Consider the following 21,764-nt stretch of genomic DNA (forward strand, 5'->3'; position numbering starts at 1 on the left):
CGGCGAACCGCGACCCTAGACTGATTCCCGGCCCGCTCGGGCACGCCTACCCCTAACAAACAGGAGAATCCCATGGCATTCACCAACGACGAGGTCCTCGCCGGACTCGCGGAGCTCATCACCGACGAGACCGGCATCTCGGCCGACGAGGTCGCGCTCGAGAAGTCGTTCACCGACGACCTCGACATCGACTCGATCTCGATGATGACGATCGTCGTCAACGCGGAGGAGAAGTTCGGCGTCACCATTCCGGACGACGAGGTCAAGAACCTCAAGACCGTCGGCGACGCCGTCACCTTCATCACGTCGAACCAGGCGTAGGACCATCCCGGTGGGGGCCGCGGCCCCCACCGGCCAGCATCACGAGGACTCTGATCTCCATGAGCACACCCCGTATCGTCGTCACCGGCATCGGTGCGTCGACCCCCGTCGGCGGCACCGCCCCCGAGAGCTGGTCGGCGCTGCTGAACGGAGCATCCGGCACGCACACGATCGAGCAGGAATGGGTCGAGGAATACCAGCTCCCCGTCACCTTCGCCGCACAGGCGCTCGTCCGGCCCGACTCCGTGCTGGAGCGCCCTGTCGCCAACCGTCTCGACCCTTCGGCGCAGTTCGCGCTCGTCGCGGCGTTCGAGGCGTGGGAGGACGCGGGCAAGCCGGAGGTCGAGCCCGAGCGGTTCGCCGTGGACTTCGCGACCGGCATCGGGGGTCTGCAGACCACGCTCGCGGGGTGGGACACGCTCAAGACCAAGGGTCCCCGCCGTGTCATGCCGATGAGCGTCCCGATGCTCATGCCGAACGCGCCCGCCGCGGCCGTCTCGATGCACTTGAACGCCCGCGCCTACGCGCGCACCGTGGCCTCGGCGTGCGCATCGAGCACCGAGTCGCTCGTCAACGCGTTCGAGAGCCTTCGTGCGGGTCGCGCCGACGTCATCATCGCGGGTGGCGCCGAGGCCGTCATCCACCCGCTCACGATCGCCGCCTTCGCCGCGATGCAGGCGCTGTCCAAGCGCAACGACTCCCCCGAGACCGCGTCGCGCCCGTACAGCGTCGACAGGGACGGGTTCGTCATGGGCGAGGGAGCGGCAGCGCTGGTCCTCGAGACCGAGGAGCACGCCAAGGCCCGCGGTGCGAAGATCTACGGCGAGGTCGTCGGCGGTGGCGTGACGGCCGACTCGTACCACATCACGGCTCCGGAGCCCGAGGGCCTGGGCGCCTCGCGCGCGGTTCGCCTCGCGCTCGAGCAGGCGGGCGCCACTCCCGACGAGGTCACGCACATCAACGCGCACGCGACGTCGACGCCGACGGGCGACATCGCCGAGTACAAGGCTCTGCTGAGCGTCTTCGGCGACCGCGTCCACGAGATCCCGGTCTCTGCGACGAAGGGTGCGACCGGGCACCTGCTGGGCGGCACTGGCGCGCTCGAGGCGATCTTCACCCTCCTCGCGCTGCGCGAGCGCCAGGCGCCGCCGACCATCAACGTCAGCACGCAGGACCCCGACATCCCGCTGCGCATCTCGGGCGCGCCGATCGCCCTCGGCGCCGGCGACCAGCTCGCGATCAGCAACTCGTTCGGCTTCGGCGGCCATAACGCCGTCGTCGCCTTCCGCTCGGTCTGACGACCCGCGACGCGAAGACGCCCCCGGCGGTGCCGGGGGCGTCTGTCGTGTCAGGCGGCGGTTCGCGGTCCCGCGACCCGGGATTCACGGCCTCCGAGCCTCGGTAGTGGCGCCTCGCGCCGCCTGCGTCTGTGGGGTTGTGGCGTCAGCCGACCTTGTGCAGCCAGACGACGGGCGCATCGTCGCTCGCGTGCCGGAACGGCTCGAGCTCCTCGTCCCACGCCGCGCCGAGCGCGACATCGAGTTCGCGCTGCAGCTCGAACGCGTCGCCTCCGGCGATCTCCATCGCGTAGCGGATGCGGTCCTCGCCGATGACGACGTTTCCCGCGGTGTCGGTCTGGGCGTAATGGATGCCGAGGCCCGGCGTGTGCAGCCAACGGCCGCCGTCGCTGCGGGGAGTGGGATCCTCGGTGACCTCGAAGCGCAGGTGCTCCCAACCGCGGATGGCGGTGGCCAGGGCCGAGCCGGTCCCGGCGGCGCCTTCCCAGTAGAACTCGGAGCGCCGGCTGCCCGACAGCACCGGCTGATCCGCCCAATCGAAGCTGACGGCGCGGCCGAGGGCTCGCCCGACCGCCCACTCGAGGTGGGGGCACAACGCCCGTGGCGCGGAGTGGATGAAGATCACCCCACGCGCTTTTTGTGTCGCCATGATCTCTCCGTTCGTCAGGTGCGTCTTCCCCTACGACCTGTGACGGTGTCATGACGTGCTGTTCGGTTGTGCTGCCGCCATTATCGCGGAGAGGGCCCGGAAATCACAAGACTGTGATTCCCGGGCCCTCTCCGATCAGGCGGGCGGTGCTCAGGCCTCGCTCATGGCCTGGACCTCGGCCTTGCCCTTGGCGGCGTAGTACGCGGCGCGCGCGGCGTCACGGCGGGCCTGCTCGGCCTGACCGGCGTCGAGCACCTCCTGCGCGACCTCGAACTGCGGTGCGGTCGGCACAGCGTGGTACTTCTCCATGTATGCGTCGAGCTCGGGGCCCGACTCCCACGACGTGATGAGGCAGTAGCGCGGCTCGGTGCCGTCGTGGTGCACGGCGTGCCACAGGCGCTGCGTGTCGACGATGAGCTGGGCGCCGGCGGGAAGCGCGACGCGGTACTCGATGCTCGGGTCGGTGCGGTTCTCACGCAGCACGAAGTAGCTGTTCTTGTCGTCGGTGAGGTTGAAGAACCCGCGCACGACCCAGCCGGTGCCGTCGGGGTTGAGGCGGTTGTTGTCGTCCTGGTGGAGGTTGTACAGCGCGTCGGCGTAGGTGTTGGGCTGCAGCTCGATGATGCGGCAGCGGCCGACGTTCGAGCCCGGCTCCTGTGCGCGACGCGTCAGGGTCGGCGCCTTCTCGGTCTGTTCGGGGATCCAGACGCCGTCCTTGTCGGTGCGCGGCGGCGTGTGGTTCCAGAACCCGTTGCACTCGATCTCGCCCTTGGCGGACGCGAGCGGCGCGAAGCGGGTGTCGCCCGACGACTTCCAGTCGACGTACTCGATCGACAGCCACTCCTGCGGGTCGATCTCCTCACCGTAGGAGTCGAGCACCACGAAGCCGGTCTCGTCGAGAGCGGCGGACTTGATGTAACCCATGACGAATCATGCCTTTCGGTCAGTGAGCCAGCACGTTTTAACAGGCTCAACTTAGGTAAGCCTACCTCGGGGGTCTGGACGACCCCGAAGCCCGCGCCGTGAATAACCGGGGGCCGTCGCGCGCCCGCTCCGAGGCGGGGAGCCCGGCCTAGACTGGACACGCCATGGTCACTGCCACGAACGTCGATGCCACTGCTGTCAACACCATCGGCTGGCTCTCCGCCGCGGACTGGACGATCGTCGTCCCGGTGTATCAGCGGCAGTACCGGTGGGACATCGGCGGGTGCGAGCAGCTCCTCTCCGACATCCGTGCCGTGGCGGATCTCGACGATCGGCAGATGCACTTCATCGGCTCGATCCTCTCTTCGGCGAGCGGCGAGGGATCCGACGCAGAACTCGTGCTGATCGACGGGCAGCAGCGGACGACGACGCTCATGCTGCTCGTCGCCGCCCTGCATCACACTGTGCGCGAGGCGGATCCCGACCTCGCCGATCAGCTGCAGCGGGTGCTCGTGCACTCGCACGACGCGACACGCACGAAGCTGCGCCCGCATCGCGCGTGGGCCTCCGTGTTCGAGCGCGTCGTGCTCGACCTTCCCCTGGCAGCGGGCGAGCACCGCGATTCGCGATTCGATGACAACTACGCGTTCTTCCGCAGTCAGATCAGCCTCGAAGAGGCGCCCCACATCTGGCGAGGGCTCCAGAAGCTCGAGCATGTGGCGATCACGCTGGGCGCCGGCGCCAACGCGCAGCAGATCTTCGAGAGCCTCAACTCGACCGGTGAGCCGCTGCGCGACCACGAGCTCATCCACAACTACGTGCTGATGGGGCTCAACCACTCGGAGCAGCGTGAGATCGAGGCCGACTACTGGCAGGCGATCGAGCAGAACACCGGCGACTCGATCGCGGAGTTCTGGAGGCAGTACCTCGTCATGCGGACCGGCCGAGAGGTCACCGTCGTCGGCGGCCGCGGCGTGTACGACGCGTTCCGTCACGAGTTCCCGCGGCTCGACTTCGACGGCCTCCTGCACCACGCCGACGAGTGGCGCGAGCTCTCCCGCGTGTATCGCATCCTGCTCCGGCCGAAGGAGGCGCCGGATGCCGAGATCACGCGTCACCTCGCCTACCTCGGCACCTTCGGCACGGGTATGTATCCGCTCGTGATGCGGGCGTACCGCGACTTCGAGCTGGGGTCGATCGGGCGCGACGAGCTGATCGACACGCTCGAGATGGTGCAGTCGCTGCTCGTGCGCCGAGCGGTGGTCGGCACCGGGGTCGATCGCCTGGTCGCGCGCCTCTGCCGCGCGCGCGAAGAGGGCGCCGGCGCGCTGGTGTCGGCGATCTCTCGCATCACGCCGTCCGACGAGCGGATCGCGGTGGCCCTGAAGTACTCGGAGCTCCCCCACGCGGCTTACGTCCTCGGCCGCATCGCCGGAGTGGACGGCGCGGGCGGACTCGACGTCGAGCACATCTTCCCGCTCGCTCCTGGCGACGGGTGGTCGGGCGACGGCGTGCGCGAGTGGGCGTCGTACACCGACGACGAGCAGAACAGCCATCGCGCCCTCGCCAACACGATCGGCAATCTCACCATCCTCGAGGAGGATCTCGCGCTCCGCGCCTTCGATCGGTCGTTCCCCGAGAAGCGGGCGCTGTACGCGCGCAGTTCCGTCGCCGCGACCGCCGAGCTCGCCGAGCTCCCCTCCTGGGGCACGGCGGCGATCGCGGACCGCTCGGCGCAGCTCACCGGCCGATTCGTCGAGGTCTGGAAGCGTCCGGGCGGTCCCGCGATCGACGACGACGGCCTGACCCCGATCCTCGACGCCGTGCGCCGTCGCGGATGGCCTCCGGGGTGGCACCGGGAGTGGTCGTATGTCGAGTACTGCGGCGAGCACTGGGAAGTGCCCGACGTCAAGTACCTCTTCAACCGCGTCTTCAAGCGGCTCTGGGCGGACTCCCGCGAGGCGGTCGTCGCGTACAGCGCGCGCCGGGGTGGCCCGGTCTACACCGCGCAGTCCTGGAACGGCCAGTGGGACCGCCTCGACGACGAGCATTCGCTCTATATGGGCTGGGACTCCAGCTACATGCTCAGTGCCGTGCAGGGCGTGCTCGAAGAGGCAGGACTGGCCCCCGAGGTCTTCGTCAAGTACTCCTACATCGGCAACGCGATGTGAGAACGGGACGGATGTCTCAGTGAGAGGCATCCGTCCCGTTCATCGTCGCCGGGACGCCGAGGTCACTCGAAGGTGACGGCGGCGTTCTCGTTGTTGAGCACGATCACCGGCGTGATCGATGGGTGCCCGGCTGCGTGGATCTTCGCGAGATCGAAGCGCAGGAGCGGCGTGCCCGCCGTGACCTTCTGCCCCTTCTCGACGAGGGTCTCGAAGCCGTCGCCCTTCATGCCGACCGTGTCGATGCCGACGTGGATGAGCAGCTCGGTGCCGTCGCCGAGGACGAGCGCCACCGCGTGGCTGCTGTCGAACGTGGCGCCGATGGTGCCGTCAGCGGGCGCGACCACGGTGTCGCCGGTCGGCTCGATCGCTACGCCCGGGCCCATGATCCCCTGCGCGAACGTGGGGTCGGGCACCGCCGTCAGCGGCACGATCTTGCCCTCGAGCGGCTGGCGGAGCTTGACGGCGGTGGTCGTCGGCGCGTCCGTCAGCACCGCGGTGCCTCCGGTGGCCGGGGTCTGCTCCGGTGCGGCTCCTGCCGGCGCCTCGGCCTGGCCCGAGATGATCTGCTCCATGGCGTCTTTCACGAACTGCACGTTGGTGCCGTAGATCACCTGGACGGACTTTCCGCCGGGCTTCATCGTCCCGGCCGCTCCCGCTCGCTTGAGCGCCGCGTCGTCGACCTGACTGACGTCGTCGATCTCCAATCGCAGGCGCGTGGCGCAATTGTCCAGGTCGAGGATGTTCTCCTTGCCGCCCAACGCGTCGATGAAGCGGCTTCCGGTGACGAGGTACTTCTGGTCGACGTCATGCGTGTCGAACTCCGTGCCCTCCTCGAGGATGTTGTCGTCCTCGCGGCCCGGCGTCTTGAGGTTGAACCGCTTGATGAAGAAGTAGAACACCCCGAAGTAGATGAAGAACCAGAAGACGCCCATGACCGGGATCAGCCACGGGTTCTGCGCCATCGGGTTCGTCCAGTTGAGGACGAGGTCGACGAATCCGGCGGAGAACCCGAAGCCCATGCGGACCGGCAGGATCGCACTGATCGCCATCGAGATGCCGGTGAAGACCGCGTGCACCAGGTACAGCACCGGAGCCAGGAACATGAAGGAGAACTCGAGCGGTTCCGTGACGCCGACGAAGAACGAGGCGATCGCAGCGGACAGCAGGATGCCGTATGTGATCTTCTTGCGTGTGCTCTTGGCCGTGAGGTACATCGCGAGGGCGGCACCTGGCAGGCCGAACATCATGATCGGGAAGAAGCCCGTCATGTACTGACCGGTGACGCCGTACGTGCCTGTTCCGGCGAGGAAGTTGTTCAGGTCGTTGATCCCGGCGACGTCGAACCAGAACACGGAGTTCAGTGCGTGATGCAGGCCGATCGGGATGAGGAGCCGGTTGAGGAACCCGTAGATGCCTGCGCCGAGCGGTCCGAGGAACGAGATCCATTCGCCGAAGGTGACCAACCCGCCGTAGACGAACGGCCAGACGAAGAACAGGATGGCCGCCAGGACCAGCGAGAAGCCCGCCGTGACGATGGCCACCGAGCGTTTGCCGGAGAAGAACGACAGTGCGTCGGGCAGCTTGGTGTCTTTGAACCTGTCGTAGCAGAATGCGCCGATCAGGCCGCAGAGGATGCCGACGAAGACGTTCTCGACGTTGGCGAACGCGGCGGGCACCTCGTTGACGTCATTCACGCCCATGAACAGCATCACGGACTCCGGCTTCAGCAGCGTGGTCACGACCAGCCAGGACACCACGCCCGCGAGCGCGGACGTGCCGTCGCTCTTCTTCGCCATGCCGATCGAGATGCCGACGGCGAACAGCAGCGCCAGATTCGACAGCAGCGAGATTCCGGCGGTGTACAGGAAGTCGACGACGACTCCGCCGCCGATCGTGCCTTTGATCCAGTTGCTGATGCCGACCAGGATCGCGGCCACCGGCAGCACGGCCACCGGAAGCATGATCGATCGGCCGAGCCTCTGCAGGAACTTCATTGTTCGCCTCCATCAGGAGCCAGGGACAGTTGATGTCGCTGACGCTACAGCCAAACCGAGCCGCGCGTCACTGGGTCCCCCTCCGAAAGTTAGGGGTATGAACGAATTTCTCCTCGACCGTGATCCGCGATCCGGAAAGACGCGAGGTCCGTCGCAACCCGGTGGGTTGCGACGGACCTCGATCCGTAGGGCGGGTGGGACTTGAACCCACGATCGTCGGGTTATGAGCCCGCTGCCTTGACCAGCTTGGCCACCGCCCCGTGTGCGTCAGGCGCGCGCTGACGAGCCTACCTGCCCGCCTTGCCCTCGGTCTCGTCCGCGCGATCCTTCACCGGAGGCTCGGGCCACACCTTGGCGACGGCCTCGGTCACCTTGATGGATCCGGTGCGCGGGTGCGCGGCATCCGTCGCTCCTCCGGCGCTCCCCCGTTGGATCGGGAGCTCCTGACTCTCGCTCAGCACCTGCGGATGGTGGCGGGCGAGCTGGAAAACCCCCCACACCGCGACCGCGCCGACCAGCGCGAACGAGATGTAGACCCAGAGCGGTGCGCCGGCCGCCTCTTGCAGCACCGTCAAGCCGATGAAGATCGCGACGATCGGGTCGATGACGGTGAGGCCGGCGACGACGAGGTCCGGCGGGCCCGAAGCGTATGCGTTCTGCACGAAGTAGGCGCCGACGATGGCGCCCGCGATGAGGGCGGCGAGGCACGTGAACGTGAGCCAGTCGAAGTCCTGCGACTGGACGCGCACGATGACGACCTTCGCGAGGGTCGCGACGAAGCCGTAGATGACGCCCGCTGCGATGATGTAGAAGAGGGCGCCCATTCGCTTGCGCAGCCAGATCCACAGGCCCGCGAACACGATGGTGACGACGCCCAGCAGTACGAGGATCGTGATGAGCTGACCGTTCGACACCGGCTTCTCGGTCGCGAACAGCGCCGCGATGGTGACGAAGATGAAGATGCCGCCGACGCAGGCGCCGATCGCGATGAGCGAGCGCTTCGTGGGCTTGTGCCCGCTGATCTGTGCGTTGAGCAGCGTGGTGATCACGAGTGCGATCGCACCGAGTGGCTGCACCACGATGAGGGGTGCATAGGCGAGGGCGGACAGCTGGCAGACGATCGCGAGCCCCAGCATCACGGTGCCGATCACCCAGGACGGTCGCGCGAGGAGTTTCAGCAGGTGGTTCGCTCCCAGCCCGCCGCTGCCATGGGACCCGTAGAGGCGCTCGACCTTCGTCACGCCGCGGTGCTGATACTGCGCGCCGAACGACATGAAGATCGCGCCGAGCAGGGCCAGCGGGATGCCGATGAGGATTCCGGGATTCTGGAACGCGCCGACGAGCTGATCGCCTACGTCCTCGAGCTCAACCGCAGTCCACACCACACATCGACACTAGCCGCAGGCGTCGGTCGATAGGCTCAAGGCGTGGCTGTTCTCCCGATTCGCATCATGGGCGATCCCGTCCTGCACTCCCCCGCCTCCGTCGTCGAAGAGATCACGGACGAGATCCGCACCCTGGTCGCCGACATGTTCGAGACGATGGATGCCGCTCCCGGCGTGGGCCTCGCGGCACCGCAGGTCGGCGTGCCGCTGCGCATCTACACATACAACTACGCCGACGAGGACGGCGCGCCCTGGCGCGGTGTGATCATCAACCCCGAACTCTGGATGAGGCCGCTCGAGCCGGGTGCGCCCGACCCTGACGAGGAGTCCGAGGGATGCCTCTCGTTCCCTGGCGAGCGATTCCCGCTGCGTCGGTCGGACGAAGTGCTGGTGACCGGCACGGACCTCGTGGGCGACCCGGTCCGCATCCAGGTCGACGGCTGGCGGGCGCGCATCATGCAGCACGAGTTCGATCATCTCGACGGCATCCTGTACGTCGACCGCCTCGACGACGGCGACTGGAAGACCGTGCAGAAACTCGCGCGCAAGCGGGGGTGGGGCCGTCCCGGAAGCTCGTGGACGCCCGGCGTCGACCAGATCGACGCCTGAGAGCGTCGCGGCGTCAGTCTTCGGTCCGGCGGTTCTGGCGCTCGACCCACCGGCGCAACTCCGCATCTGCTCCGGGAGGCGCCTGGGCGATGACGTTCATACCGTGCCGCACCAGGGTCGTGCCGATGCGCATCGGGCCCCACACGCGAGCGGTGGAGAGCTCACCGGTGTCGACGTCGCGCACCTGGATCTGCGTGGTGTCTGTTCTCCTGCGCGCACCGGGCTTGCCCGCGACATGCTGCACGACGAGCACCGGAAGGTCGTGCGCCGCGGCGGTCGCGATCACGGAATCGAGATCGTGGGCCGCCCACTGCCGGCGGATGCCTCGCACGGTCCAGAGGGCGACCAGGACCACGGCGATCGTGGCCACGCCCGTGGGAACGAGCCAGAGGCTCGCCACGGCGGACAGCAGCGACCACAGCGCGATCCCCCGGACGGCGAGCAGGATCGCGATGACCGACGGCACGAGCGCGAGGAAGAGCCAGGGCGCCGGTGCGGAGACCGGGAACATCCAGGGATCGCCGCCGAACAGCACCACGAGCCCGACCCACAGCACGGTCGCGCCGAACACGGCGAGTGCGATCAGAAGGGGGACGCAGCGATAGACCGGCGCCGGCGCAGGGACACCGCCCTCCACGGCCAGACGGGGCGAAGGCTTCGCGCGAGCCGCCATGTGCACTCCTGACGTGATCCCCGGAGACGAAGAAAGCCTCGGGGGTGGAGCCCCGAGGCTTTCGCTCCCCCACTTGGACTCGAACCAAGAACCTATCGGTTAACAGCCGATTGCTCTGCCAATTGAGCTATGGAGGAATGTTCCGCACTCTCGTGCGGGCAACCAGTCCATACTAGCAAAGCTCAAGCCGTGCTCATGACCACGTGAGCCCGTTCAATAGTTGACGACGCGGCGATCGGCTCGCCCGTCGGGCGTCCACAGCAGGTCCTGCGTGCCGTGCCCGAAGGCGACGGCGTGGCCCGCGCGGAGCACGAGGACGTCCGCGTCGAGCTCGCTCACGACCTCCGGCTCGTTGGTCACGACGAGGGCGGCCATGTCGAGTTCGCGTCGACGCCGGAGCACCGCCTCGCGTGCGGCCTTGCGGACCTCGACGTCCATGTTGGCGAAGGGCTCGTCGGCGATCAGCACGCGCGGCTGAAGCACGAGAGCCCGGGCGAGCGCCACGCGCTGGCGCATTCCGGCGCTCAGTTCGTAGGGGTACTTGGGCGCCGCGCCGAGGGGGAGCATGAGCTCGTCCAGAAGTGACGCCACGCGCACCGCGAGTGCGCGCGCGCTGACGTGTCGATCGCGGCTGGTGATCGGCTCGCCGATCACCTCGGCGACGGTGAGACGGGCAGGAAGGTGTGCGCCCGCGGCCTGCGGCACATAGCCCGCGTAGTACGTGAGATAGCGGTGCGCGCGGCCGCGACGCCTCACCGCGACGCCTTCGACGGTGCCACGGCCGCCCACGACCGCGAGGCCGGGCTCATCGGCACCGGCCAGCACCGCGGCGAGCGAGGACTTGCCGGAGCCGGTCGGGCCCATCAGCGCGAGGATTCCGCCGTGCGGCAGTCTGAACGACACGCCGTCGACGACGCGCTTGGGCGGACCGCCACGGCTGGAACGGGCGATCGACAGATCGGAACAGTCGATCGCGACGTCCGCGTCCCGTCGATGAGTCATGTCCTCATCCTGCCGGGTGGACGCCGCCGACGCCAGCCGACGGGACGGGATCAGGAGCCCTCGTCAGCGAGGGCCTGGCGTTGTGCGTCGAGCTCGCGCAGGCGCAGGCGGATGGTTCGGCCCTCTTCCGAGTCCGCGGGCACGCGCTGGATCGCTCCGAGCAGCTCCGCCTTCTCGCGGTCGAAGCCGCGCATCACCAGGCGGCGAGCGAGGTCGCTCGCCGAGGAGACCGCCTCGTCGTCGCTCAGCGCCGGGAAGTCGGCCGCGAGCAGCTCGGCCGCGAGTGACCGATAGGGCTCGCGGACGGTGGCGACGGCATCCACGGCCCAGCCGGGACGCTGCATGCCGGCGGCGTCGCGCACGGCGATGCGAACGGCATCGAGGGCCGGGTGGCGGAACGGCAGGTCGAGAGCGCGCGCGACGAGCGACGGGTCCATGCGATGGCCGAACTGCAGCACGCCCATCACGGCACCCCGCTCCAGCCCGACCTCCGGTGTGCGTGGCAGGGTTGCGAGTGTGACGCGCAGGGCGCCGTCGTCGACCGGCGGTTCCGCCGGCTCGGCCGCGCCGGGCGCGGCGTCGCGCCGGCCGCCCCCGCTGCTGCGGCCCGCACGCTCGACTTCGCGGCGGACGTCCTCGGTGTCCATGCCGAGCCGTCTGGCCAGCACGCGCACGTACTCCGGCTGCAGCAGCGGATCGCGCAGTTCCGCGACGACCGGTGCGGCGGTGCGCAGCGCGCCGACACGTCCTTCGACGCTTCGCAGGTCGTAGCCCGAGATGCGCTGGTCGAGCACGAACTCGACCATCGGCACCTTCGTCTCGAGGAGCGCCCTCACGGCGCCGTCGCCGCGCGCGAGTCGCAGGTCGCACGGATCGAGTCCTTCCGGACCTGTGGCGACGTAGGTCTGCGCGTTGAACCGCTTGGCGTCGGCGAAGGCCCGCAGCGCCGCCTTCTGCCCCGCCGCATCCGGGTCGAAGGTGAACACGACCTCGCCTGCCGTGGAGTCGTCGCCCATCACGCGCCGGAGCACCGTGATGTGGTCCGCGCCGAACGCCGTGCCGCACGTCGCGATCGCGGTCGTGATGCCTGCGAGGTGGCACGCCATCACGTCGGTGTAGCCCTCGACCACCACGACCTGGTGCTGGCGGGACACCTCGCGCTTGGCGAGGTCGAGCCCGTAGAGCACCTGCGCCTTCTTGTAGATCGTCGTCTCAGGCGTGTTCAGGTATTTCGGTCCGTTGTCGTCGTCGAAGAGCTTCCGCGCCCCGAACCCGATCACCTGCCCCGTCACATCGCGGATGGGCCACACCACGCGCCCGCGGAAGCGGTCGTACACGCCGCGCTGTCCCTGCGACACGAGACCGGCGGACGAGAGCTCCTCGTCGGTGAAGCCCCGGGTGCGCAGGGCCTTGGTCATGCCCTCCCAGCCCTTCGGGGCGAATCCGACGCCGAAGTGGGCAGCGGCGCCGGCGTCGAAGCCGCGCTGGCCGAGGAAGCGTCGGGCGATGTCGGCCTCGGGCGTCATGAGCTGCGCCCGGAAGAACTCCGCGGCCGCCGCGTTCGCCGCGTAGAGGCGCGCGCGACCGGTGTGTTCGGGGGCGGCGCCGCCGTCCTCGTAGTGCAGGGCGTAGCCGATGCGGCCCGCCAGGCGCTCGACGGCCTCGGTGAACGTCACGTGGTCCATCGCACGCAGAAACGAGTACACGTCCCCGGACTCGCCGCAGCCGAAGCAGTGGTAGAAGCCGGCCTGGGGGCGCACATTGAAGCTCGGACTGCGCTCGTCGTGGAACGGGCAGAGCCCCTTCATCGAACCCACGCCGGCGGACTTGAGGGCGACCCTCTCTCCGATGATGTCGGCGATGTTCGTGCGCGCCTTGACCTCGTCGACGTCCGCCTGGCGGATGCGCCCCGCCATCAGCGCGCCTCGGACGCGCGGAAGGCGCGGGACGCCGTGTCCATGGGCCGTGCACCCGGCGCCCACACGCCGACGGATGCTGCGTCCACAGGCCCCACGAGCGACCCGTGCCACGCGATCGCGAGCTGATCGGTGAGGCTGGCGACCTGGTCGACGACCACGCGGCGGCGCGCGGCATCCGTCTCGGCCGCGGCGAAGTCCTCGGCGTGGAGCGCGTCGAGCGCCTCGGGGCGGTCCCACAGGGCGGTCGCGAGGCGCTTGAGGACGCGGCGCTGCTCCTTGTAGAGATCCTTGCGCCCCTCGATCGACACGACCGCTGCGCCGATGATGCCCTTGAGCACCGCCATCTCGGCCTCGACGATGCGGGGCACGATGAGGTGCCCGCGATACCGGGTGAGAACGGACGTCGCGTAGGACTCGCGTGTTGCCGTCGTCGCAGCGCGCGCGAAGCGGCCGATGAGGTCGGACGTGAGGTTCTTGAGCCGCGCGAGCGATGCACGGGTGCCGTCGAAGGAATCGATCCACTCGGGCATGCGGGTGAGCCGGAACAGCGCGTCCTCGAGCTCGTCGCGGGCGAAGTCGAACCCGACCCAGGATTGGATCGCGGTGAGGAGCCAGTCGTGCTCGCGCGGATCGACCAGGCGCGCCGGATCGAGGTAGCCGTTGACGACCGCGTCCTCGAAGTCGTGCACCGAGTAGGCGATGTCGTCGGAGAGGTCCATGACCTCGGCCTCGATGCAGCGCAGCCTGCCCGGTGCGCCGTCGCGCACCCAGCGGAACACGTCTTCGTCTTCGGGGTAGACGCCGAACTTGAGCCGGCCGCCGGGATCGGGCAGGGGGTGATCGGCGGTCCACGGGTACTTGCAGGCGGCGTCGAGGCTCGCCCGCGTGAGGTTGAGACCGAAGCTGCGCCCGTCGGCGTCGACCACCTTGGGCTCGAGCCGTGTGAGGATGCGCAGGGTCTGCGCGTTGCCCTCGAAGCCGCCGAAGTCCTCGGCCCACTCGTTCATGGCCCGCTCGCCGTTGTGGCCGAAGGGCGGGTGCCCGAGATCGTGGCTGAGGCAGGCGGTGTCGACGACGTCGGCGGCGAGGTCGAGGGCCGTCGCCAGCTCGCGACCGACCTGGGCGACCTCGAGCGAGTGGGTGAGGCGATTCCGCGCGAAGTCTGCGGGGCTCGCAGGGCTCAGCACCTGCGTCTTCGCGGCCAGACGGCGCAGCGCGGCCGAGTGCAGCACACGCGCGCGGTCGCGAGCGAAGTCGTCGCGCTGGGAGCGGTGGCGCTCGGCGTGGAAGCGGGCGGCGTCGGCATCGTCGTATCCCACGGGGCGCTCGGATGCGCCGGCCAGGTCACCCGCCACTGTGGTCGAGTTCCGCTTCGGCGATGGCGGTGGTCGCCTCGGCGCTGAGCTCCCGCGACTCCAGCCAGCGGTCGGGCAGAGCGGGGCGCTTCGGGGTTCCGGCGCGCCCGCGCTGACCTTCGGCGGCCGAGCCCGGGTACGGGGCGTCGGCATCGAGGGTGGCGAGCAGGTCGTCGATCTCGGCGAGGCTCGATGCGGTGGCGAGGCTTGCGCGGAGTTCCCCACCCACCGGGTAGCCCTTGAAGTACCACGCGACGTGCTTGCGGATGTCGCGGCAGCCACGGTCCTCGTCCTCGAAGAACTCGACGAGCAGTTCGGCGTGACGGCGGAACGCGCGGGAGACGAAACCGAGGGTCGCGTCGACCGGCTCGGCGGGTGCGGCGCCGGGGCCGCCGAGCGCGCGGGCGAGATCGCCGAACAGCCACGGACGCCCGAGGCAGCCGCGACCGACGACGACGCCGTCGCAGCCGGTCTCATCCATCATGCGTGCGGCGTCGTCGGCCGACCAGATGTCGCCGTTGCCGAGCACGGGGACGCCCGTGACAGCCTCTTTGAGCCGGGCGATCGCGGACCAGTCCGCCTGGCCGGAGTAGAACTCGGACGCGGTGCGGGCGTGCAGCGCGACGGCGGCCACGCCGGCGTCCTCGGCGATGCGTCCGGCGTCGAGGTAGGTGAGGTGGTCGGCGTCGATGCCCTTGCGCATCTTCACCGTGAGGGGGATGTCGCCGGCGGCGCGGGCGGCGCGCGTCACGATGTCGCGGAACAGGCCGAGCTTCCACGGAAGAGCCGCTCCCCCGCCCTTGCGGGTGACCTTCGGGACGGGGCATCCGAAGTTCAGATCGATGTGATCGGCGCGATCCTCTTCGACGAGGAGGCGCACGGCCGCCTCCGTCGTCGCGGGATCGACGCCGTACAGCTGGATCGACCGGGGTGTCTCGGACTCATGATGCGTGATCAGGCGCATCGTCGTCGCGTTCCGCTCGACAAGGGCTCGCGTCGTGATCATCTCGCTGACGTAGAGGCCGGCTCCGTATTCACGGCAGAGGCGTCGGAATGCGGTGTTGGTGATGCCCGCCATCGGCGCGAGCACCACGGGGGCGTCGAGTTCGATGGGCCCGATGCGCAGCGTCGGCGCAGGGGCGAGGGCAGTGGTCACGCGTTCCATTCTCTTACAGGAATCCGTCTCTTGGCTGAACGGCCGCGTCCCTGTGCACAGGGTTTAGCCTGGGGGGATGACCGAGGCCACGATCACCGACCTGCGCGAGATCCCCTTCACCACCGCCGACGGCGGAACTGCGACCCTCTCCGAGTACGGCGACCAGGTGCTTCTGGTCGTCAACGTCGCGTCGAAGTGCGGCCTGACCCCGCAGTACGAGCAGCTCGAGCAGCTCCAGCGGGCGTACGCCGACCGCGGCTTCACGGTGCTGGGCTTCCCCTGCAACCAGTTCATGGGGCAGGAGCCGGGGTCGATGGACGAGATCCTCGAGTACTGCTCGGTCACGTGGGGCGTGACCTTCCCCGTTTTCGACAAGGTCAAGGTGAACGGACCCGGTGCCGCTGCGGTCTACAAGGCGCTGAAGAAGTCACGCGATGCGGAGGGCAAGAAGGGCCCGATCGTCTGGAACTTCGAGAAGTTCGTCCTGACGCCGGAGGGCGGCGTCCACCGCTTCCGTCCGAACGTCAAGCCCGACGACCCGGCGATCGTCGAGGTCATCGAGGCGAACCTGCCTCGCTGAACCCGCAGGCATCGGACGGGCCCGCCGCGACGAATCGCAGCGGGCCCGTTCTCGTTCACGGGTTTCAGGCGTCGACGTCGGCGGGCTCGCGATGCTCGGACCACACCTGCCGCACGATCTGCGCGAAGGCCTCAGCCGGCTGCGCGCCCGACACGCCGTACTTGCCGTCGATCACGAAGAAGGGCACCCCGTTGATGCCGTAGGCCGCGGCCCGCGCCTGGTCGGCACGCACCGCGTCGAGGTAGCGGCCGCTGTCCAGCGCTTCCCGGGCGGCGTCGGCGTCGAGTCCGGCATCGGTGGCGAGGTCGACCAGCTCGTCATTTCGCCCGAGGTGGCGCCCTTCGGTGAAGTACGCGGCCATGAGGCGCTCGGCGAGCTCGTGCTGGCGGCCCTGCTCCTTCGCGAAGTGCAGGAGCTCGTGGGCCTTCACGGTGTTGGTGTGCTTGAGGAGATCGAACCGGTATTCCAGGCCCGCGTCGGCGGCGACGCCGGTGACGCGCTCGAGCATCTGCTGCACCTGGGCGCGCGGCATGCCCTTGTGCTTGGCGAGGAAGTCGAGCTCATCGCCCTCGAAGTCGACGGGCGTATCGGGCGAAAGCTCGAACGAGTGGTACGTCACCTCCACGGCGGGGGCGTCTTCGTCGGCGGATGCCTCGGCCAGTCCGTTCTCGAGATTGCGCTTGCCTATGTAGCACCAGGGGCAGGCGATGTCGCTCCATACGTCGATCTTGATGGCGTCCGTCATGCTGACGACAACCCTGCGCGTCGGCGCATCTATTCCGCCGAATGCGGCGGCCGGTGCGGATGCTCAGGGAACGGGCGGATCGGCGTCGGGCACGAACCGGAACCGCACCCGCACGTCGTCGTACGGCACCACCAGGGTCGAGGCATCAGGCGACCAGGCGTCGGGCACGAGGTAGAGGCGTCCGCCGCCCTGCGCGAGCAGTCGGAGCCCGAAGTAGCGGTATGCGAATGTCTGCGGCGCGGCCGCGGGATCTTCGACGGATGCCTCGTCCTCGAGCTGCTGGAACGTGATGGCGTCGTTGCCCGGGTAGAGCCGCTCTGGGGTGTCGAGCACGACGGCGGGGAGCGTCGTGAGGTCGGCGGCGAGGGAGCGGGCCTGCCCGAGGCCCCACCATTGCGCGATGGTCGCGGTCGACCAGAACGTGCCGGCGATCATCACGAGGACGAGGAGCACGACGACGCCGCGCCCGCCGCTCGACCGGTCGAGGGCGCGCACGGTGGCCGAGGCGTAGGCCGCGAGTCCCGCGCCGATCGCGAGGAAGAGCGGGGTGAGGAGCTGACCGTACGTCCACCCCGGCAGGAACGGCACGAGGAAGGCCAGGACGAGGCCCGCGAGGATGAAGCCGATCCCGGTCCAGGCGAGGAGGCCGATCACGCGCCGTTGCGCGGGCCGCTTCTGCGCCAGCAGCCGTCTGCGCAGGACGCGGTGGCCGAGGATCGCGGCGGCGGCGAGCAGGGTGAGGACCATGACCGGGATGAACAGCGCGCCGGGGCTGCGCATCACGAACTCCTGCGAGCTCAGCCCGATGATGTCGACGTCAACGCCGAAGTACCGGAAGAACTCGCGCGTCGACACGTAGCCGAAGTAGAACAGCAGCGCGGTCACCAGGGTGAGCGGAGCCACGAAGGAGGAGAGGAAGCCCATCCACTTCTCGAAGCCGAGCCCGGGGTCGACGGGGAGTCGCTCTTCGGCCGTCGGCACGGAGGAGGCGCCGGGTGCGGGGGGTCCAGCGAGTGCGGACGTGCCGTGACCCGCGGCATCCGCAGCTGTCGCGGCAGCGGGTTCGGACGGTGCGGCAGCGGGTTCGGACGATGCGGCAGCGGGCGTGTGAGCTGCCATCATCCGTCCACCTCTGTGGTCGGCGTGTCGGAGGGTTGAGGCTGCTGCTCCTGCTCCTGGTCCTGGTCCTGCTCGGCGGACGGCTCGGGGTTGTTGACGATGATCGGCGGCCCGGGTTCGACTTCGCGCGCCGCGACCTCGTCGCAGATCTCGGCGGTCGGGCACTCGAGCGTGCCGAGGAAGGTGATGGCGGTGCCGTCCTGGAAGTCGGCGCCGGGGCGGAGGACGAGACTGCAGAAGATGCCGGACTCGTTCGCTGCGACGAGCATGCCGAGGCAGGAGCGGTCCGCGCCACGCGTCCCGCAGACCCCGCCGTCGACCTGCAGACCGGGCCGATCGGTCACGGCGTTCTCGAACGTGAAGCTGACGCCCTCCGGTACGGGGTCGCCGCCCCAGAACACCGCGATCGTCTTGCACCAGAGCCCCGGCTCGAGGACCTCGGCGGTCCCCTGATCGCCGTAGGCGGGTCCGCCGTACTGGGCGACGGGGCCGGTGCGAACGCGGTCCTGGGTGGGATCCTCCCCGCCGTCGGAATCGGCCTGCCCTTGGTCGTCGCCGCCGGTGTCGGTCTCCCCTTCGGCGGTGGCCTCTTTCGTGGCGTCCGTGGACGGGGAGGGGCTTGCCGTCGTCGTTCGTCCTGCGTCCTCAGCGGTCACCGGCGTCCCGCAGCCCACCAGGGCGAAGGCCGCGACGAGGCTCAGGATCGCGGCGAGGCCCACCCGAGGCCCTGACAGCGCCATGACGCGCCTCCTGACCGGCCGCATGCGCGGCTCACGTCAATGATGAGCGCGCGAGGGCTCGCTGGATACCCCTTCGGACGCAGGCGTGAGATCAGGACGTGGAGGCGTCGGGGGCGTCCACGGCGCCGCCGAAACGGCGATCGCGGCCGAGGTAGGTGTCGATGCCGTGCCAGAGGTCCTCTCGCGTGAAGTCGGGCCAGAGCGTGTCGAGGAACACGAACTCCGCGTAGGCCGATTCCCACAGCAGGAAGTTGGACGTACGCTGCTCGCCGCTCGAGCGCAGGAACAGGTCGACGTCCGGCATGTCCGGGCGGTAGAGGCGCCGCTGGATCAGCTTCTCCGACACCGCCGACGGCTTGAGCCGGCCCGCCGCGACGTCGTCGGCGATCGAGCGCATCGCGTCGACGAGCTCGATGCGGCCGCCGTAATTCACGCACATCGTGAGCGTCAGCAGGTCGTTGCCGGCGGTCAGCTGCTCCGCGAACTGCAGCTCTTTGATGACGCTCCCCCACAGGCGCGGCTTTCGGCCGGCCCACTGGATGCGCACGCCCCACTCGTTGAGCTGATCGCGCCGACGGTGGAGCACGTCGCGGTTGTAGCCCATGAGGAAGCGCACCTCTTCAGGGGAGCGCGACCAGTTCTCGGTCGAGAACGCGTAGACCGACAGGTGCTTCACGCCTGCCTGGATGGCGCCCGCCACGACGTCCAGCAGTGCGGCCTCGCCCGCCTTGTGCCCCTCGATGCGCGTGAGACCCCGGCGATTGGCCCAGCGGCCGTTGCCGTCCATCACGATGGCCACGTGGTTGGGCACGGCGCCGCGGGGGTACTCCGGCGGGTAGACGCCGGTCCAGTCGAGCGGGCGGTATGGCACCGCGTCGCGGTGCGTGTAGGGCTTCGGGGTCACCTGGTGCCTTCCTGCGGGGCTGCCGAGACATGGGAGAGCGAACGGATGCCGCGCTCGAGGTGCCACTGCGCGTAGGCGGCGATGAGTCCCGAGGCGGCGGCGGTCGACCCCGGCGACGCGGCATCCACCACGTCCCACTCCCCTGCCATCAGCGACTGCAGGAGCGACACCGTGGCGGCGTCGACGCGGGCCGCCCCGGTAGGAGCGCAGTCGCGGCAGACGATGCCGCCCTGCTGGGCGACGAACGTGTCGTGGGGGCCGCGGCGACCGCAGAGCGCGCATTCGCCGAGGCCGGGCGCCCAGCCCGACAGCGCCATCGCACGGAGCAGGTACGAATCCAGGACGCTCCGCGAGGCATGCTCGCCGCGCGAGAGGGCGCGAAGGCCTCCGACGAGGAGCAGGTACTGCTGAGGCGTGGCCTCGGCCTCGTTGAGGCGATCGGCCGCTTCGACCATGGCGTGCGCGGAGGTGTACCGGTCGTAGTGGGCGACGATCTCGGCGCCGTACGAGCCGAGCGATTCGGCCTGCTGGACGATGTCGAGCGAGCGCCCCTGGTACAGCTGCACATCGGCGACCATGAAGGGCTCGAGGCGTGCGCCGAACCGCGACGATGTGCGCCGCACGCCCTTCGCGACGGCGCGCAGCTTGCCGTGACGGCGGCTCAGCATCGTCACGATCCTGTCGGCCTCACCCAGCTTGTGGGTGCGCAGGACCACGACTTCATCGCGGTAGGTGGGCACGGGTCAATTATCCCTGCGCACCTGGCGGATCGGGCGGCACGACGCTGCGCACGCACCCACGTCCTCTGGCTCGTCTTCCACGAGGGTCCGCGCACCCAGGCGGAGCTGGCAACGGGGCTCGGCGTCACGCCGCGCAATGTCACGACCCTCGTCGATGGACTCGAGGCCACCGGCTTCGCACGCCGCGAGCCGCACCCCCACGACCGCCGGGCGGTGCTCGTGACGCTGACAGACCGCGGTGAGGTGGCCATGCGGGCCATGGATGCCGAGCACACCCGACTCGGCGCACAGCTCATCGACGGCCTCGACGACGCGACGGCGCAGGCGACGCTGCGCGGACTGAACCACGTCCTCGACCGGCTGAGCCGGCTCATCGCGGAGCACGAGGCCCGCACCGCCGAGGATGACCCGTCGTGAGCGCCGTCGACACTCCCCGCGACAGCCCACCCCGACCGGAGCGGTCGCCGGGCAGCCCCACTCGACCCGCGTGGCGGGCGAAGCTGGGCACCTTCACCCGGCGCGCGTGGATCATGGAACTCGGCGTCTACCAGAGCATCTACCGGTTCGTGTTCCGCCGGCCCCGCGTTCCCGCGGGCGCCCGCGACCGCATCGAGGCGATGCGACTGTGGACGGACGATCTCGACGGATTCCTGTCGGCGGTGCGCACCCACATCCCCTGATCGCCGTCGACAATGGAGGGGTGTACGAGCCGGTCTTCGTGATCCCCCTCTGGGCCGACCTCATCGCCGTGGGCCTCGGCGGAATCCAAGGCGCGCTGTTCGCCTCCGGCTTCCGCGGCGAACGCCGGCTCGACATGCTCGGCGTCGCGATCATCGGCATCGTCATGGGCATGGGCGGCGGGCTCATCCGCGACCTGCTGCTCAACGTCACGCCGACCACGCTGCAGAGCAACTGGTACCTGCTCACCGCCGGTGGCGCGGCCCTGTTCGGGATGCTGCTCGCCGGCCTCTTCCAGCGGCTCAACGCCGTCATCGTCGGCCTCGATGCCCTGGTCATCGGCCTGTTCGGCGCATTCGGCACCAGCAAGGCCCTCGTCCTCGGGCTTCCGCTCGTGCCGGCCGTCTTCGTCGGGGTATGCGCGGCGGTAGGCGGCGGCATCCTCCGCGACGTGATCATGGGCCTGCCGGTCGCGATCATGCATGTGGGCTCGCTCTACGCAGTCGCCGCGGGAGTCGGATGCCTCGTCCTCGCGACGGCGGAGGAGCTCGGCGTGAACGTGGTCATCGCCGCGGTGATCGGCATCGTCGTGACGACGGTGATCCGTCTGCTCGCGGTGATCTTCGACATCTCGCTGCCCGAGCAGCGGGCGCTCTACCGTCGCAAGGTGGCCGTGGAGACCTCGACGATCCCGATCGTGAAGCACTGAGGCATCCGCGGTTCGTCCCTGCGCCTCGACTCGTCAGCCGCTCGACGACCAGCGGCGGCGAACACCGACGGGCGCGCGCGGGGATCACCCGCG

The 21,764-nt window shown here is 69.3% G+C and carries 22 protein-coding genes and 2 tRNA genes; 8 read left to right on the forward strand and 16 right to left on the reverse strand.

Annotation, left to right across the window (positions count from 1 at the left end; translation table 11 throughout):
- Positions 1–72 precede the first annotated feature (72 nt).
- Together RS82_RS19700 and RS82_RS19705 are read left to right on the forward strand one after the other, a co-directional pair.
- On the forward strand, positions 73–321 hold the full coding sequence (locus tag RS82_RS19700; RefSeq protein WP_013586517.1) for an acyl carrier protein: 249 nt from the start codon (positions 73–75) through the stop codon (positions 319–321).
- Positions 322–380: 59 nt separating this feature from the next.
- A complete protein-coding gene (locus RS82_RS19705; protein ID WP_045302642.1) occupies positions 381–1,619 on the forward strand; it encodes a beta-ketoacyl-[acyl-carrier-protein] synthase family protein in 1,239 nt (412 codons plus the stop codon).
- A 145-nt stretch (positions 1,620–1,764) separates the two neighbouring features.
- Here the strand turns inward: RS82_RS19705 and RS82_RS19710 are convergent, their stop codons facing one another.
- Positions 1,765–2,268, reverse strand: a complete 504-nt coding sequence (locus RS82_RS19710; RefSeq protein WP_045302643.1) for a DUF3145 domain-containing protein — start codon at positions 2,266–2,268, stop codon at positions 1,765–1,767.
- 150 nt (positions 2,269–2,418) lie between these two features.
- Positions 2,419–3,192: a hypothetical protein gene (locus tag RS82_RS19715; RefSeq protein WP_045302644.1), complete on the reverse strand. Its 774-nt coding sequence runs from the start codon at positions 3,190–3,192 to the stop codon at positions 2,419–2,421.
- 164 nt (positions 3,193–3,356) lie between these two features.
- Here RS82_RS19715 and RS82_RS19720 point away from each other — a divergent pair, with 164 nt between their 5' ends.
- Positions 3,357–5,363 carry a DUF262 domain-containing protein gene (locus RS82_RS19720; RefSeq protein ID WP_045302645.1) on the forward strand — a complete coding sequence of 669 codons (2,007 nt, stop codon included), beginning with the start codon at positions 3,357–3,359 and terminating at the stop codon, positions 5,361–5,363.
- A gap of 62 nt (positions 5,364–5,425) precedes the next feature.
- Here the strand turns inward: RS82_RS19720 and nagE are convergent, their stop codons facing one another.
- The 3 genes from nagE to RS82_RS19735 form a co-directional block, all read right to left on the reverse strand.
- Entirely contained in the window at positions 5,426–7,357 is a 1,932-nt protein-coding gene (gene nagE / locus RS82_RS19725) for an N-acetylglucosamine-specific PTS transporter subunit IIBC (protein WP_045302646.1), read from the reverse strand.
- Between the two features lie 186 nt (positions 7,358–7,543).
- A tRNA-Ile gene (locus RS82_RS19730) sits at positions 7,544–7,617 on the reverse strand.
- Between the two features lie 27 nt (positions 7,618–7,644).
- Positions 7,645–8,742, reverse strand: a complete 1,098-nt coding sequence (locus RS82_RS19735) for a DMT family transporter (protein ID WP_045302647.1) — start codon at positions 8,740–8,742, stop codon at positions 7,645–7,647.
- Positions 8,743–8,784: 42 nt separating this feature from the next.
- On the opposite strand from RS82_RS19735, the gene def reads away from it, so the two are divergent.
- Positions 8,785–9,351 carry a peptide deformylase gene (def, locus tag RS82_RS19740; RefSeq protein WP_084695781.1) on the forward strand — a complete coding sequence of 189 codons (567 nt, stop codon included), beginning with the start codon at positions 8,785–8,787 and terminating at the stop codon, positions 9,349–9,351.
- A 13-nt stretch (positions 9,352–9,364) separates the two neighbouring features.
- On the opposite strand, the gene RS82_RS19745 is transcribed toward def, so the two are convergent.
- From RS82_RS19745 to dusB, 6 genes are all read right to left on the reverse strand, one after another.
- Positions 9,365–10,024: a hypothetical protein gene (locus tag RS82_RS19745; protein ID WP_045302651.1), complete on the reverse strand. Its 660-nt coding sequence runs from the start codon at positions 10,022–10,024 to the stop codon at positions 9,365–9,367.
- 64 nt (positions 10,025–10,088) lie between these two features.
- Positions 10,089–10,161, reverse strand: a tRNA-Asn gene (locus RS82_RS19750).
- Between the two features lie 76 nt (positions 10,162–10,237).
- Positions 10,238–11,026, reverse strand: coding sequence for an ATP-binding cassette domain-containing protein (locus RS82_RS19755; RefSeq protein ID WP_045302653.1), 789 nt, complete (start codon positions 11,024–11,026; stop codon positions 10,238–10,240).
- Between the two features lie 50 nt (positions 11,027–11,076).
- Positions 11,077–12,942: a DNA primase gene (gene dnaG / locus RS82_RS19760; protein ID WP_045302922.1), complete on the reverse strand. Its 1,866-nt coding sequence runs from the start codon at positions 12,940–12,942 to the stop codon at positions 11,077–11,079.
- Positions 12,942–14,300 carry a deoxyguanosinetriphosphate triphosphohydrolase gene (locus tag RS82_RS19765; RefSeq protein ID WP_045302657.1) on the reverse strand — a complete coding sequence of 453 codons (1,359 nt, stop codon included), beginning with the start codon at positions 14,298–14,300 and terminating at the stop codon, positions 12,942–12,944. Before RS82_RS19765 ends, dnaG begins: the two co-directional genes overlap by 1 nt.
- Entirely contained in the window at positions 14,290–15,465 is a 1,176-nt protein-coding gene (gene dusB, locus RS82_RS19770; RefSeq protein WP_396653191.1) for a tRNA dihydrouridine synthase DusB, read from the reverse strand. The genes RS82_RS19765 and dusB overlap by 11 nt, the downstream gene beginning before the upstream one ends.
- Positions 15,466–15,532: 67 nt before the next feature.
- Between dusB and RS82_RS19775 the strand changes: the two genes are divergently transcribed.
- Complete coding sequence (locus tag RS82_RS19775; protein ID WP_045302659.1) at positions 15,533–16,036, forward strand: glutathione peroxidase; 504 nt, start codon at positions 15,533–15,535, stop codon at positions 16,034–16,036.
- 64 nt (positions 16,037–16,100) lie between these two features.
- Here the strand turns inward: RS82_RS19775 and RS82_RS19780 are convergent, their stop codons facing one another.
- From RS82_RS19780 to recO, 5 genes are all read right to left on the reverse strand, one after another.
- Positions 16,101–16,781 carry a DsbA family oxidoreductase gene (locus RS82_RS19780; RefSeq protein WP_045302661.1) on the reverse strand — a complete coding sequence of 227 codons (681 nt, stop codon included), beginning with the start codon at positions 16,779–16,781 and terminating at the stop codon, positions 16,101–16,103.
- A gap of 63 nt (positions 16,782–16,844) precedes the next feature.
- Positions 16,845–17,900 carry a hypothetical protein gene (locus RS82_RS19785; RefSeq protein WP_052676943.1) on the reverse strand — a complete coding sequence of 352 codons (1,056 nt, stop codon included), beginning with the start codon at positions 17,898–17,900 and terminating at the stop codon, positions 16,845–16,847.
- The gene (locus tag RS82_RS19790; RefSeq protein WP_157005692.1) at positions 17,900–18,640 is read right to left on the reverse strand and encodes a hypothetical protein; all 741 of its coding nucleotides are present in this window, start codon (positions 18,638–18,640) and stop codon (positions 17,900–17,902) included. The genes RS82_RS19785 and RS82_RS19790 overlap by 1 nt, the downstream gene beginning before the upstream one ends.
- 91 nt (positions 18,641–18,731) lie before the next feature.
- Entirely contained in the window at positions 18,732–19,544 is an 813-nt protein-coding gene (locus RS82_RS19795; protein WP_045302665.1) for an isoprenyl transferase, read from the reverse strand.
- Positions 19,541–20,284 carry a DNA repair protein RecO gene (recO, locus tag RS82_RS19800; RefSeq protein WP_045302667.1) on the reverse strand — a complete coding sequence of 248 codons (744 nt, stop codon included), beginning with the start codon at positions 20,282–20,284 and terminating at the stop codon, positions 19,541–19,543. The genes RS82_RS19795 and recO overlap by 4 nt, the downstream gene beginning before the upstream one ends.
- Between recO and RS82_RS21200 the strand changes: the two genes are divergently transcribed.
- Genes RS82_RS21200 through RS82_RS19810 form a run of 3 tightly spaced genes read left to right on the forward strand, consistent with a single transcriptional unit; the run spans position 20,243 to position 21,671 of the window.
- On the forward strand, positions 20,243–20,701 hold the full coding sequence (locus tag RS82_RS21200) for a MarR family winged helix-turn-helix transcriptional regulator (protein ID WP_084695789.1): 459 nt from the start codon (positions 20,243–20,245) through the stop codon (positions 20,699–20,701). The genes recO and RS82_RS21200 overlap by 42 nt on opposite strands.
- Positions 20,698–20,964, forward strand: a complete 267-nt coding sequence (locus tag RS82_RS21425; RefSeq protein ID WP_157005694.1) for a hypothetical protein — start codon at positions 20,698–20,700, stop codon at positions 20,962–20,964. The genes RS82_RS21200 and RS82_RS21425 overlap by 4 nt, the downstream gene beginning before the upstream one ends.
- A gap of 20 nt (positions 20,965–20,984) precedes the next feature.
- Entirely contained in the window at positions 20,985–21,671 is a 687-nt protein-coding gene (locus RS82_RS19810; RefSeq protein WP_045302669.1) for a trimeric intracellular cation channel family protein, read from the forward strand.
- Positions 21,672–21,764 lie beyond the last annotated feature (93 nt).

It is taken from the genome of Microbacterium trichothecenolyticum (assembly GCF_000956465.1).
Taxonomy (GTDB): Bacteria; Actinomycetota; Actinomycetes; order Actinomycetales; family Microbacteriaceae; genus Microbacterium; species Microbacterium trichothecenolyticum.

Bases quoted from the DNA above. Each gene is read 5' to 3' on its own strand.
- RS82_RS19780 (WP_045302661.1), bottom strand. From the start codon at position 16,781: ATGACGGACGCCATCAAGATCGACGTATGGAGCGACATCGCCTGCCCC.
- RS82_RS19790 (WP_157005692.1), bottom strand. From the start codon at position 18,640: ATGGCGCTGTCAGGGCCTCGGGTGGGCCTCGCCGCGATCCTGAGCCTC.
- RS82_RS19755 (WP_045302653.1), bottom strand. From the start codon at position 11,026: ATGACTCATCGACGGGACGCGGACGTCGCGATCGACTGTTCCGATCTG.
- RS82_RS19710 (WP_045302643.1), bottom strand. From the start codon at position 2,268: ATGGCGACACAAAAAGCGCGTGGGGTGATCTTCATCCACTCCGCGCCA.
- RS82_RS19785 (WP_052676943.1), bottom strand. From the start codon at position 17,900: ATGGCAGCTCACACGCCCGCTGCCGCATCGTCCGAACCCGCTGCCGCA.
- dnaG (WP_045302922.1), bottom strand. From the start codon at position 12,942: ATGGCGGGGCGCATCCGCCAGGCGGACGTCGACGAGGTCAAGGCGCGC.
- RS82_RS19700 (WP_013586517.1), top strand. From the start codon at position 73: ATGGCATTCACCAACGACGAGGTCCTCGCCGGACTCGCGGAGCTCATC.
- RS82_RS19715 (WP_045302644.1), bottom strand. From the start codon at position 3,192: ATGGGTTACATCAAGTCCGCCGCTCTCGACGAGACCGGCTTCGTGGTG.
- RS82_RS19745 (WP_045302651.1), bottom strand. From the start codon at position 10,024: ATGGCGGCTCGCGCGAAGCCTTCGCCCCGTCTGGCCGTGGAGGGCGGT.
- RS82_RS19775 (WP_045302659.1), top strand. From the start codon at position 15,533: ATGACCGAGGCCACGATCACCGACCTGCGCGAGATCCCCTTCACCACC.
- RS82_RS19705 (WP_045302642.1), top strand. From the start codon at position 381: ATGAGCACACCCCGTATCGTCGTCACCGGCATCGGTGCGTCGACCCCC.
- nagE (WP_045302646.1), bottom strand. From the start codon at position 7,357: ATGAAGTTCCTGCAGAGGCTCGGCCGATCGATCATGCTTCCGGTGGCC.
- dusB (WP_396653191.1), bottom strand. From the start codon at position 15,465: ATGGAACGCGTGACCACTGCCCTCGCCCCTGCGCCGACGCTGCGCATC.
- RS82_RS19720 (WP_045302645.1), top strand. From the start codon at position 3,357: ATGGTCACTGCCACGAACGTCGATGCCACTGCTGTCAACACCATCGGC.